Below are 12,838 nucleotides of genomic sequence, written 5' to 3'. Positions count from 1 at the left end.
TCTAGCTTCGTCGGCAGCGTCAGATGTGTATAAGAGACAGGGCCAGCACCGGTTTACTCAGTGGCGCAGACCCCCCAAGCCCCGAGCCGAACCCACAAGCAGCCCCAGCCACCACCAGAACCCAAGAGCGCGCCCCAACCCGGCACCACAGGCCGATGCGAAGCGAGGCCAAGGGGGTGCGGGTGGCGAAGCCCCCGCAACGCGGCGAGCGAAGCGAAGCCGCACAAATGACGAAGGCGAGGCGGCGAGCGCTCGTGAGAGCGCCGCACACCTCGCCTATCGACTTCGTGGACCTGTGGGGACCGTATTACAACACAAACGCGCAGGTCAGAGACCTGGAACGACTCATCAAACAACTCCCGCAAGGCTCCTCGACGCCAGGGTCATCTGATCCACCACGGAAGCGGCCTCGGACAGCCAAACAGCTCAATGCCGAGCAGACCGCCCAGCTGATCGCCGGATACGCGGAGGGCGCAAACCTGCGGAAGCTGGGTACACAGTTCGGCATCCACCCGAATACCGCTGGGCTGATTCTGCGGCGGGAGGGAGTCACCCTCCGACCGAAGAGCCTGACTCCCGCGCACGTCGCTGAAGCCACACGGCTCTACGAAGCGGGCTGGTCATCGGCGCGGATCGGTGAACGGCTGGGGTTCCACGGTACGACGATCATCACGACCTTGCGAGGGCACGGCGTAAGGATCAGGGACACCCAAGGCAGGTAGCCGCAGACTGCGCCATCTGCTCAGCATTTGCCTTTACGCAATTTGAATTGATGTTAAAATGAGAATATATGAAGTCAGTTTTACCAAAACAAGCAGTGAGCAAGATACGCGAGAATGACTACGGCGACTGGGACTGCTTATGCGGGAACCACCCGAATGACTACGGCTTCTATCCAGTTAACGATCGGAACGAGGAAGTAAATCCCGCGCCGGATGAGTGGACAACCAACCTCTACGCGTGCTTCAAGTGTGGTCGACTGATTGACCAGGATAGCTTGGAAGTCGTGCGTCAGGTACCGGTACTTGATCTCAAGATGCTCGTCTAGCGCAGCTAGACTGCCACCAGATAGCGAGTCGGTCATTCTCGAAGCAAGTGGATACAACTCCACAGAGGGCTTGCATTCAAACCCGGATGGGCGACCATATTGCAGAAGGTGCATAGCCGTCACGCTCCAGCTGGGCCCAGTTTGCAACGAGAGTCAACAAGACCAACTTATCTTCCGATCGACGAGAGAGCTGCCCGGACTACCATGGGCACTTTTGAGGCAAGGACGGGGGCCATCAGAGCCTACTTACTTGGCAGATAAACTGTGCCTGACGCCTTACGCTCAGTTCCTTTTTCGGTCACCTCGAAGCGGTATTGGAACTCGACTCCACTCTCACAGGAACTGACAATCCAATAGTCGAAGGCACGATCAATTTTTCCATCGCCATTGGCGGTCAGGTCACGTTGGCCGAGCTTCTGGCCATCGCTTCGGTAAAACTTCACTGTCAGGGCAGAGTCCGGAGTGAAGCCCGCGCCGGTTGTCTCCGTGCGCACACCACTGCCCTTACAGAGCGTCCCGCTCGCCGAAACCGAAATAGAGGGTGAACCAGAGCGACGACCATCCAAGGCGTCCGGCCGATCCCATTGGCTCGGCTCCGGCGTCTGATCGTCGCTTTTGACGACGAAGAGTCGTACTGTCTTCTTGCCCGAGACGGTGTCAGTGAAGACAAGCTTCCAGCCGCCATTGTTTCCTTCAATCCCCTTGTACTGAAACGGCACCCATCCATAGACCGTGGTGAAGATGCCGCGTTCGTCGGTGTCGTAGCCGCCGGACCCTGAGCTCGCTCCCGAGGGGCTGAATATTTCAAAATTAACATTCGAGTTTGCAGTGAAACCCGATCCAATGATCGGGATCGGAACTAGCTTTCCTCTGTTAGTAAGGTCATAAAAGGAGAGCTCCACGAACGGGCTCATATTAGGAAGCCTGCGTGGCGCCGGCTTGACGCCCGCGTATGGCTTAGTGGGATCTGGTGGTCCCTCAGGGTCATCGGTCGGCTCCGAAGAAGCCTTGCCGCCGGGGGTAGATGTCCGTGGAGTCGCCGTAGATTTTGAGTCCGGCTTTCCGTTAGTGCACTCGTCGAGACCAATCCAGCAACGAACTTCAGCGCCCGCCAATTGAGCAATGACGCCCGCTACGCCAAGCACCATCGTCACAATCAATGTGACGATGCCGATCACTATGGCTACCTTGATCTCTTCTGAGCGGCTATCGAACCAGGCCTTCAACTTCACGCGCTACTCCCTGGAGTCCCCAACGGCACTACTGCGAAGTCCGGTATTTGCATAAATAGTTCATTTGTTATACAAATAGACATATGAGGCGGGCTATCAACTGCCAAAGCAAGTTTGGCGTTTGATAGCCCGTCGCATGTCCGCGGTGGGTCGTCACTCGTAAGAGCGGCAGGAACTAATCGCGGAGGAACCGTGAAAATCTTGAGCGTCATTCGGATACTCATTTTCACCGTCGGCACGTTGTGCCTGATCGAACTGAACCTCAGCCTGATCGTCTTCAGCAAGCTGTCTCGTGGCGAGATCATGACAGTTGGCTCGATCGGCGGCCTGCTGTATCTCATCCTTGCCAGCATTTTGATCGGGCACCCTCACGACACGTGAGACAACACCCCCGCAGCCCAGCTGCGGGGTTTCTCATGTGGACACGACAGTCAACCTTCAAGGATCTCGCTCAGCTCAGCAAACTTCTCCGTCACGGCCTGCAACTTCTCCGAGTCGCGAGAGGTGTTCAGTCGCCTCAGCGCAGCCTCGGCCTCTTTATTACTCTCTCCGGCCACCGCGTCAACGACCGCGGCGGCCGGCGTGCCCAGCTTGTAGATGACAGCTTCTTGCTCCTGGTACGACGGCAGCTCTTTCGGCAGGTGCGCGAGCCCAAGGCCCAGCAGATTCCGGCTGATACTGGCGCGGACGTGCACGCCAAGACGACCGGCATCCTCAAGGTGCCGAAGTTCCCACATCACCACCCGCAAGACACCGCCACCGGCGTCAACGGCCTTCTTTAGCGCCTCCCAATCCTTGTAGCTGTACTCCCACTCATGCTCAACCTCGACTGCCGTCGCCATAACCGCCACCCCATTTAGAGTCCAAGGAAAAATCTTGATCGAAGATTATCTTTGAGAAGGATCTAAGTCAAGACTCGCGCGTGGCCTGCTGCGGCCCGCAGATCCTGCCCGACGACGGGCCTCACGAGAGCAGGCGCGGCCCGCTCGCCACCTGACTTCGCGGCTCAGCATCCAGACGGCCGTTACTCACCGGCAGGTGACTCATGGATTGAGCGACCTGGTGCGTCATCTGATGACGCATCACATTCTTCACCAGGAGCAAGCCATGCCAGCGGCCCACGTAGACCGGCGTCCCGATGTCCTCGACTGGGCCTCGGAGTACGGATGGACCCATGACGAAGCGCACTACGACGATGGTCAGATTGTCCGCGACATCTTCACAAAGGGCGAACTACAGGTTCGAGCCGTCTGGCTCTCTACACCGTTCAGCGACGCGATGTGGGCGCGTGGAATCCTGACACGAACGAGCAAGGCCCCTCTAACGCTTCCAAAGGTGACGGGCACCGGGACGCGAGCAACCGTCGAAGGAGTTCTGAAGGGCACTCATCCGGCAGTAGTCGGCTAGCCACAAGCCACGGTCTGGGTCATGTCATCGCCGGTCCGAGCGAGCCTCTGATTTGGGCCGCCCTCCACAATTAATCGGCTAACTGCCGGGTCGAAGTCCTAAGCTCCACCTGCGAGCACGTAGCACTCAGATTCGACGGGCGTGGTGCTGCCTACCATCCTTTGCAGGTCTTAAGGCTGGCGGCAGCACCACGTCGGGTCTAAACGGCCCGTTCACTCATCTTCTGCGTCACCTGGCTCGACGTCTGCGATCAAGTCCGGGTCGTCAAGGTCTAGCTCCGGCAGGACATCCTCCGCAGATGACGACGCCACATCATCCACGGCCGGCGGAGAAACCGGATGCGGCTGTGTGATCCGACCAGCAAGGGCATCGACCTTGACGGGATACGGCTTGCCCTTCAGCGCCCTATACGCCTTCACCGCGCGATCGATCTCAGCCCGACTCGTCGGTGCGAGATGAGCGACGAGAAGGTTGTGCAGGGTAGTGGCGTTGTCCTTACCTGTCGCCATCTTGCCTTTGCTGCGGCCATCTGGCGTCTCGGTCCAGACCGACAAGAAGGGTGCTGCGGCTAGTCTCCAATCCAAAGTGGCGAGGCGCTCAAGTGCCTCGTCCCATGTGAGCAGACCTTGCTGAATCACGTGTGCTACAACTCGGGCAACCTGGATCTGAACCACAGGCCGCATGAACGGATGCCCGTCGCCCTCATGTCCCCTGGGAGCGCGAAGCTCCTTCGGACTGGCCGCACCGTTATAGCGAACCTGAAGGTTACCGGCCGCGGCAAGCAGACTATCCAGACGCTTCTCAAGGATCTCGTAGCTGCCGTCCAATACATCATCGGTCGCACGCTGTGTCAGCTTCTGCATCGTGCCATCGAGGTCGTAGCCCAGTGTCCTCAGAATGTCGTACAGCACGCCGATCGTCGTCCAGGCAGAGCCGCCGACAGGCACCTGCCGGGTAGCAAGCTTCAGCTCACCCTCGGTCCCACGCTTACTGAATACCTGAACGACACCTTCCTGACCAACAAAAGGATGTTCGTCAACAAAGCGACGCGTCAGGATTGCGTAGCCGTCATCCTCATCCAGCGCAATGTTCTCTTGCTGGCTGGTCTTTACGGCATTTCGGTTGATGTTCGTGAAGAGACGTCGCGTCGCCACGCGGCCCTTCTCGTTATTGAAGTGCGGCACCACGATGACGCCGATATCTTCGCTACCCAGGTCAGGATTTTTCTTGATCGCGTCCTTGATAGCCCTCAACCGATGCTGTCCATCCAGAGCGAAGAACTGATGCGTTCCATCAAAGGTAAGGACCCCGAACTCACGATCGACACCAGAGAGCATTCCCTGCTCCGCCGTGTCATCCATCTCAAGCGGGATATATTCAGGATGGCCACCCCATGCAGCAACCACCAGCGACCCAAGGAAACGGTGCTCGTTAGTAAGCAGATACTGCGTGATCTGTTCGGTACGGTCTCCGATGCCGCGCTGAATCATCGTCCCGAGGTCTTTGTTGCCGCCGAGCTCATATGCAAAGTTGATCTCGCGGCCGACCTGGGCGTAGCTCATGAGGCACAGATAATATTCCCAGTCTCCGACATGCGCCTTAAATGCCGGAACAAACGTTTTCGACGGCATGATCAATCCTTTGCTAGCAGGTGCCTATTTGGTGAAAGCGGGAACAGGATCTTTATACTGCGCCCTGATCTTCGGTCGTTCATTCTTGTTCATTGGCGGGTTAAATACAGCTAAGAGTCTCGATTCAAGGCTCTTGATTTCACTGCGGTCCTCTATGACAGTGAACCAATATTCAAGAGGCCGAAGTGCCAGGTAGCGAGAGAGCTGCGGTCGCGTCATCGGCCGTTCGGGCGTCCACAGCACTCTCGGATCCGCCCGAATATGACGACGATAGCTTTTGTACCTCTGTTTCAGAGTGCTATTGCTCTCTTGCCCAACAGACGCCCCCGCCTGGCCAATGTACAAAATCTGCGACACACTATCTGGTTTTGGCTGACCGGCGTCCGGGCTCGGCTCGACAACGTCGAACCGAAACCACGGACGCCAGACGAACATATAGAGACCAGGCTTATCTGGCAGCATCTCCCACAACCGCTCGGTCGCCTCGTACACCTCCCAAGGACTGCCAGCGGTGCTCAAGTCATCACTGAGCATACTCATACCGGACTGATCGAGGAGGCGGAGAAAGGCCCAGTCTGTGGATAACACCGGACTCGGCTCGTCCCGGTGGCGCTGGACGAGGCGGGAGAGGGCATCGGTCATGGGGTCGGCGGGTCCCGTCATTCGGCTAAAGGGTGCAGACCATGCAGGCAGCAGTGTCGTCATCGTCGTCTAGGGCGTCTCCTAGCACGTCGATGAGCGGAAGGTTCTTCCGCCGAGAGGCCGCCTTCTCCATTGACTCCTTGTGCTTCTCCATGATCTCTTCGCGCCGACCGATCAGTTCGCGAAGCGTTTCTTTAGCTGTCCACGTGTACTGACGGCCCTCCATGGCCTGCGCTTCGTAGTTCACCTTGTCTTCGTAAGCGACGGCCTTTTCGAAGAGATCTGGATGCCGATCTGCCAGCCCGACCCACTCGGCCTTGCGCTGGAAGAAGCAGAAGTAGCATCCCGAACGCGTCCGCCAGTCGTAGTACTTCGGCAGCCCCACGCCAGCCTCGTCAAGAATGCGCATCACTCCCTCTTTGTCGATGCCATCCTCTTTGAACGGGTAGACCGCGTGGATGTTCGGCTTGTGCGAGATATACCCATCGCGGTGCTCGTCTGCGCGAATCGCAACGTAGCTGAGGGTCTCGGCATCACCAATCCACTCCTCGAGCGGCTTGATCTTCAGAGTCTTCGTGCACCAGCGCATCTGCGGACTCGGCAGGGCGCCCTGGTATACCCACAACCAGTGATCGAAGTCGCGATCGTTGTTCAACCTCGCGATCGGCTTCCCGAGAGCCGTCTCCAGCCGATCCAGGTACTCATATGTTTCGGGCAGCTCGCTGCCGGTATCGCAGAAGAAATACTCCATCTCTGGAATACGGTTGCGCATGTAGATCGCGAGCGCTGAACTATCCTTACCGCCCGAGATACCCATCACATGCCGAACCGCCGGCTTGGGGGCATCAATGGTCGCGTTGCTAGCTGTCTCAGACATATCCCACATCCTTGCGCTCAAGGGAATCAGCATGATCGCCTTCGGCAGCTTCGTCGTGCTGCCCAAGGACGCTATCGGCCAGAAGTGCGAGCAGCGCCTCGCCGCCGCGTGCACCGAGGAACTTCTCAACTTTGGATTGGGCTTCTTGAACCACTTGCTCGACCCGACTCTTCGTCGTGTGGTCGACCCAAACCACGGTGCTGTGCTCGCTGCCATCTGGGTTAGTCATCGTGACGCGGTGCGCATCAAACCCAGCACGCTCAGCCGCTAGGGCCTCGTACTGGAGTGACAACACTCGTCGATACGCACCGGCCAAAGCTCGTGTCTCTACTTCGAACCGGGCCAGGTCATCATCGCGCCAGGTCGTGGCTGGCTTCGTAGCAATGTTGTTGGCGATCGCTTCGAGCCACGCGGTGTCGTCCAGTTCGGCCTGTGCCGCGAGGAGGACGAAAGAACGGAGACGAGGTTCGAGCAAGTTGTGCGTCAACGAAGCTGCCTGCCCGCGGAACTCGACGCGAAGCGCACCCAACTCCTCGCTCAAGCGTAGATCTGCCGCAAGGGTCTCGCAGCACTCGATGAGCAACTCGTCATAGGCGGCCTTGAGCTCATCGAGTGCTGCCGCAAGTCGGTTCTCAAACAGTTCGATGTCGTCTTTGCGATTGCGCAGACTGCCAACGAACGGCTTGAGACCGCAGGCTGCGGGCAGCGATTCGAAGAGCAACGTTTCCGGTTCACGCGTATTGAGGAGCGCATCGCGCACGGCCTCGGTATCCGTCGAGAGCCGCTTGGTCTTCAGCGTGTACTCAGGGAGCCGCCTCATGAAGTTGAGGAGCGGGCCGGCCACCGCCAGGAGCGCGAGGTTCCGACGGCCACCCGACCGATTAGCAGTGGCCGCGATCTCTCGACCCGTAACCTGCCCAACCACACTCGCAACAGCCTCAATGACCCGCCGATGTTCGCCCGCGACCCCGAAGTGCTTCACCGAGAATCGGGCCGGGCTCTTCACCAGACGTTCGAGCAGATCAGGTGTGATTGCGGGCTGGTAGGTGCCCTCCTGATAGATCGCCACATCCTCACCGTGATGGAGGAGCAGAGCTGTGATGAGGACCGGGATTGGCCCATCCTTCAGCCCGATCGGCGGCTCCATCAGCGCGGTGTAGATCTTGTCCAGAGTGACGGGCACTTCCGAGGCAGACGTAATGATCTCCTCAGCTGCACGCCACGCGGCTAGCAATCCCACGTGATTCGCACGCGGCGGCTGGAAGACGAAGCCGTCGTCCGTGTTCTCGTGGATCTCGGTATGACGCAGGAGCGCGGCATACATCGCCTTCTCGGGACCGAACCCTGAGAAATTAAGCCACTCAGATTGCCCGTGCGTCACCATCGCTTCAAGCAGCTCGCGACGAGCCTTTGCGGCCTGGGAAGTCAGCTGTCGACGACCCAACATCTCGTTGCGGATCTCAGGGCTGGAGAAGTAGACATCATCACAAATTACTGACAGAAGCGGCGACAGACCACGGGTAGCAGGCAGTTGCAGATCAGACCCGAGCAACTTGAACTGCACCCCTGCTGCGTTGGGGCGGAGGTGGGTCGTGACTCGATCCGTAAGCCGTCGCTGGGCGTCAGCCGCTCGATCTTGAAGCTCTCGGCGCGCCACGTGGTCGTTTTGAACGTCATCACGTCGGATTGCATGCTGCACTGCCACGAGTTCGAACACTGCATCAGTCAGGGAGGCATAGTGCTCGGTGGTTGCCACGAGCACCGGCTTATCTCCGTCGGTGACCGTCAGGAGCTTGGCATCTTCCGGAGCACCGATGTAGTAGACAACCAGTCCATCTGCCGCGTCGCCCGTCGTCGGCCTAGTGATCGACCTGGTGGAAGCGTCGGCAAACGTAGTCTCGAAGTACCGCAGCATCCCCACGCGTTGGCTGTGCCTACCGGCGATGGCCGGCGGCATCTTGTGCTCGGCAGCCAGAAGCGCCGCAGGCGACGCTGAACTGATCATCTCGCGCGCCTGGCCGACGATCATCGGAAGATCGAGATCGCTTCCTCGCCAGATCCGGTACTCATCAGCGAAGGCTCGGTAGGTCAGCAGACCCCGTTGCTCCAGCGACTTGAGCGTCTTCTCAACGTCTATAGGTTTGGCCGTGCCCGCGGCGCCCAACGCAAACCGCAGAACCGAAGCGGACGCTCGCAACGGGCCACCTTGCGAGAGGAGATTCAGCACCCCTACAACTTTGAGGAGACGAAGCTCGTCAACTGTGAGACCGGTGGCCTCTCGGATGGTCACGTTGATTTCCGTCAGCCGCGCATCGTGCTGCCCGTTGGCACCACCACCAGAGCTGACAAAGAAGTCGAACAGTTGGTCGACGCCGACGCTAGCAAGCGCCGCCTGCACCGGAGTCTCATCTAGAAAGTCCACGACCGAGTGAGGCTCGCGCCCAGTCAGGAAGCTGAAAAGCGTTCGTCCATGCTGACCGAATCGGGAACACATGACCGGCAGGCTGAGCAGCGTAATCGGGTGGACCGGGTAACAGCTTGCGATGGTTTCGCCGCCACCCGGGATCAGGCGCAGTAGCCCTAGTTCATCGCAGGCAGCGGTCTGCTCCGCAGCCCAGGCCTTGCGCCATTTGACGAAGCGGGGCGTCGGACTGGGGGAAGTGAGAGCGCCTGCCACCAACCGCGCCGACTGCTCGGCACCTTCAATGAAGGGGATGTCCTCGAACCGTCCCTGTACCTTTCCCCACTCGCGGCGCTGGGCACCATTCGCGCCGCGCACGTAGTCATCAAAGGCCAGGTGTTGCAACGTCACCACGAAGACGGGGATGCCTGAATCGCCGGTCGATCGCTCAGCAAGCTCCTGCAAGACAAACAAGTCCGACGTGTGGGGATCGTCAGCAAAGTGTTCGAGGTTCTTGCCGAACTCGTCGATCACGAGGAGCACAGGCGAGTACTCCGCTAGACCTTCCAGCACCAGCCGGACAGACCGCGGCGTCCGGTCTTCCTCGGCTTCGGCTAGCGCCGCTTTGACGGCGGCCGGCACCCGCGTCTTCCACTTTGAACGCGCTCCGGCCTGGAGCGCACGAAGGACAGTATCGACGATTGGTTCGCGCTGAGCCGTCGCTGCTGCTCGGATGAAGCCGGAGCCATCGGCGCCAATGGCGCGGCGTCCGTCCTCCATAAGATCGGCCAGAGCGGGTTCAGCCTCTGCCAGCGTTGCAACCGCTGCTACACGCGTCGGATCCTTAGCCGGGCCGAGAAGCGCATGCAGGAACAGGCCAAAGCTGCTCTTGCCCGCACCGTAGGGACCTGTCAAAGACCATGCCCGGCCAGCATCGTTGCTCGTCATAGCCCTGGTGATGCGGTGAAGCACCTCAAGGCCGCGGGCCGTCGGGATGTAGCCGGACTGACCTTCATGGTGTTCGATGTGCGCGGCACGAAGGTAGTGCTGACGAACGTCTAGTTCGGTACGCAACACCGAGCTCTTGCTTGTCATGCTGACTTAACTTCCTCTGTGGCGCTCGCCGTGTAGTAGGCCTTCAGGATGTTTGCCGATATAGCCCCCGGATCTTTCTCGAAGAGCAGTTGTCGAAGTCCGGCAGGCTCCGCCACGGTCAGATCTGGATGCGTCTCGCTGAACCGACCTAGCGCGTCGAAGAGTCCTGTTTCCGTTAGACGGAACGCCGATCCGGGGCTTCCCGGATCGTGCGCGAGGCGGGCGATGCTGATCGATCGGGCGTCCTCGCTCGATCCCTTGGCGAACTCAAGAGCCGCATACGCGACGAGGTCGTCAGGCAAGGTGAGCTTGTCACCAACGACGAATCGCCAGGCGCGACCCTCGTCTCCGATGGCGCTCTCCATCAATCCGAGCTCGCGGAAGGGGCAGTCCAATACATCGTCGATGGCCTGCCGACCGTGATGCCGGACGGTGTAGGTCCGAATCATGCAGTCGACATCTTTCTTAACTGATGCCTCCACAACGGTTGGCCAGCCAGCCGCAGCGGTGAGCTGCATGATGTGGCTGGTGAGCTGGGCCTCAGTGAACTGAAGTGCGGTGAAGTCGTTGAAAGCAACCCACCAAGTCGGTGCGGTGCAACGGGATTCGAGCAGCTTCCAATGGAGTAGCCACAAGCTCGCGGGATCCTCCAGGTAAGGGTCCCATCCGTCGTCACCTAGTAGCGCCTCGCCGAAGGCGGAGGGCATGACCAACGCGAGCCGCGAGTTAGCCGGGTTGGGTCGTTGCTCAAGAACCTTGTATGCGAGGCCCCAGTACCGAATCGCATTGACCATGTTCTTGCCGACGCCGAGCTTGACTGTCGCCTCTGCATCCGCAAACACCGTTCCGTCACCGGCTTGGCTCACCGCTTTGCGGAGCCAGCCGAACCGCGGATGGAACGTCTCGTGGCGAGCAAAGGCCGGTTCAGCGACGTTAGCAAGCATCAATCCGCTCATCGGGCACCGACCAAGTTAGTACGGCCGAGAACACGGCCAACCCCAGTGATAATTGCTTTTGCTCCTACTTCAATCTCGTCATCGGTGGTGTACCTGGACAAACTCAGCCGCAGTGATCCGTCGGCTCGCAACGTTGAGAGACCCATGGCCGTGAGGACGTGCGACGGCCCGGGGACACCGGTACTGCACGCGCTGCCGGTCGACATCGCCACACTCGGCGTCGCCACGATGACCGCATCAGCTTCCATGCCTGGAACGCTTACGTTCAAAGTTCCCGGGGCGCGCTCTGTCAGGTGTCCGTTCAGAGCTAATCCAGCGGCACTGAGATCCTTAAGAAGCAGCTGGTGCAGAACATTTCGCCGGCTCCGGACCGTCTCCGCAGCCTCTGGTCCATGTCGCTTCGCAATCTCGGCAGCTGCACCCAGCCCAACGATCCCCGCAGTGTTCAGTGTGCCACTCCGAAGGCCTCGTTCGTGTCCGCCGCCTTCGGCGATGGGTCTGAGTGCAGCCTGGGTCTGGCGTCGGACGAAGAGTGCTCCAGCACCTTGCGGGCCGTGGAACTTATGCGATGACAGAGACAACAGATCGACCGGAATCGCTGTTGTGTCAAACCCACCCCACGCCATGGCCTGGGTGGCGTCCGTGTGGACGAGGGCGCCTTGCGCATGCGCGATGCGTACGACCTCGGCCATTGGAGCGACAACACCGGTCTCATTGTTCACTGCCATGACGGTCACGAGCAAAGTACGTTCGGTGACAGCATCCTCGAGCTCGGCGAGATCAACGAGGCCATCGGCGCCCACTCGCACGAGCGTGACTGGATGCCCCTGCTTCTTCAAATTCTCAAGCGGACCGAGCACCGCCGGGTGCTCAGTGACACAGCTGACGATCTCACTCCTGTCCGGTGCCTGCGAGGCCACTCCCTTAATCGCAAGGTTGTTAGCTTCGGTCGATCCGCTCGTGAAGATGATCTCGTTTCGGTTCGCCACTAGCAGCTCTGCGACTTGCTCACGGGCGATCTCGACAGCGTTCCTAGCCCAGTCACCGGGAGCATGACCGCTCGCCGCATTGCCGGCGTGCCGCAGAGCCGGGAGCATCGCCTCCAGGACAGTTTCGTCCAGCCTGGTTGAAGCGTTGTTATCGAAGTAGATGATCTCGCTCATGCTGACTCCCGACCACTGACACGCACTAGAAGATCCTCTCCTAGTGCTTCGGCCAACTTTTCGAGAGTCACGAACGAGGGGCGAGCGCTCCCAGCCTCAAGCCGGGCGATAGCCGATTGAGTCGTCCCAAGCTGGTCGGCTAACTGTTGCTGACTCAGGCAGGCCTGAACCCGAAGCTGCTTCAGGAGGCCGCCGAAGCTGCTGTCCGTTGTCATCCCGCCACCGTTGGAGCATTGCCAAAGTAGGCGGTGGGAGGGTCCGTCTGCGGTCATAGCGAACACGCTATGCCGTCCCTCCGACAGTCTTGGGAGGCACGCCGCCTTTCGCCCGACCACTTGCCACAGCGCGGCCTATGTGCTAGTAGCCAGGATGGCTACGGTCGATGC

11 protein-coding genes are annotated in these 12,838 nt (G+C 59.6%); 2 read left to right on the top strand and 9 right to left on the bottom strand.

The annotated features are described in order from the left end of the window. Positions 1-1,290 precede the first annotated feature (1,290 nt). Positions 1,291-2,280: a hypothetical protein gene (locus tag E1263_RS05550; protein ID WP_132166036.1), complete on the bottom strand. Its 990-nt coding sequence runs from the start codon at positions 2,278-2,280 to the stop codon at positions 1,291-1,293. Positions 2,281-2,472: 192 nt separating this feature from the next. Between E1263_RS05550 and E1263_RS05545 the strand changes: the two genes are divergently transcribed. Beyond that, a complete protein-coding gene (locus E1263_RS05545; protein WP_132166034.1) occupies positions 2,473-2,661 on the top strand; it encodes a hypothetical protein in 189 nt (62 codons plus the stop codon). A 50-nt stretch (positions 2,662-2,711) separates the two neighbouring features. Here the strand turns inward: E1263_RS05545 and E1263_RS05540 are convergent, their stop codons facing one another. Beyond that, positions 2,712-3,122, bottom strand: a complete 411-nt coding sequence (locus tag E1263_RS05540) for a hypothetical protein (protein ID WP_132166032.1) — start codon at positions 3,120-3,122, stop codon at positions 2,712-2,714. A 265-nt stretch (positions 3,123-3,387) separates the two neighbouring features. Here E1263_RS05540 and E1263_RS05535 point away from each other — a divergent pair, with 265 nt between their 5' ends. Next, on the top strand, positions 3,388-3,687 hold the full coding sequence (locus E1263_RS05535; protein WP_132166031.1) for a hypothetical protein: 300 nt from the start codon (positions 3,388-3,390) through the stop codon (positions 3,685-3,687). Positions 3,688-3,899: 212 nt separating this feature from the next. On the opposite strand, the gene E1263_RS05530 is transcribed toward E1263_RS05535, so the two are convergent. From E1263_RS05530 to E1263_RS44275, 7 genes are read right to left on the bottom strand one after another with little or no spacing between them, the layout of a single operon-like run. Beyond that, positions 3,900-5,318 carry a DNA sulfur modification protein DndB gene (locus E1263_RS05530; protein ID WP_132166030.1) on the bottom strand — a complete coding sequence of 473 codons (1,419 nt, stop codon included), beginning with the start codon at positions 5,316-5,318 and terminating at the stop codon, positions 3,900-3,902. Between the two features lie 24 nt (positions 5,319-5,342). Then, on the bottom strand, positions 5,343-5,981 hold the full coding sequence (locus E1263_RS05525; protein ID WP_132166029.1) for a GIY-YIG nuclease family protein: 639 nt from the start codon (positions 5,979-5,981) through the stop codon (positions 5,343-5,345). Positions 5,982-5,985: 4 nt separating this feature from the next. Next, the gene (locus E1263_RS05520) at positions 5,986-6,837 is read right to left on the bottom strand and encodes a phosphoadenosine phosphosulfate reductase family protein (RefSeq protein ID WP_132166028.1); all 852 of its coding nucleotides are present in this window, start codon (positions 6,835-6,837) and stop codon (positions 5,986-5,988) included. Continuing rightward, a complete protein-coding gene (locus E1263_RS05515; protein WP_132166027.1) occupies positions 6,830-10,333 on the bottom strand; it encodes a hypothetical protein in 3,504 nt (1,167 codons plus the stop codon). The genes E1263_RS05520 and E1263_RS05515 overlap by 8 nt, the downstream gene beginning before the upstream one ends. Further along, complete coding sequence (locus tag E1263_RS05510; protein WP_132166026.1) at positions 10,330-11,289, bottom strand: DUF4007 family protein; 960 nt, start codon at positions 11,287-11,289, stop codon at positions 10,330-10,332. Before E1263_RS05510 ends, E1263_RS05515 begins: the two co-directional genes overlap by 4 nt. Beyond that, entirely contained in the window at positions 11,286-12,452 is a 1,167-nt protein-coding gene (locus E1263_RS05505) for a cysteine desulfurase family protein (RefSeq protein ID WP_132166025.1), read from the bottom strand. Before E1263_RS05505 ends, E1263_RS05510 begins: the two co-directional genes overlap by 4 nt. Continuing rightward, the gene (locus E1263_RS44275) at positions 12,449-12,667 is read right to left on the bottom strand and encodes a helix-turn-helix domain-containing protein (RefSeq protein ID WP_165956488.1); all 219 of its coding nucleotides are present in this window, start codon (positions 12,665-12,667) and stop codon (positions 12,449-12,451) included. Before E1263_RS44275 ends, E1263_RS05505 begins: the two co-directional genes overlap by 4 nt. Positions 12,668-12,838 lie beyond the last annotated feature (171 nt).

The sequence above is a fragment of the Kribbella antibiotica genome (assembly GCF_004349055.1).
GTDB lineage: Bacteria > Actinomycetota > Actinomycetes > Propionibacteriales > Kribbellaceae > Kribbella > Kribbella antibiotica.
The sequence above is the reverse complement of the archived record's forward strand: the minus strand, read 5'-3'. Positions and strand labels throughout refer to the sequence as shown.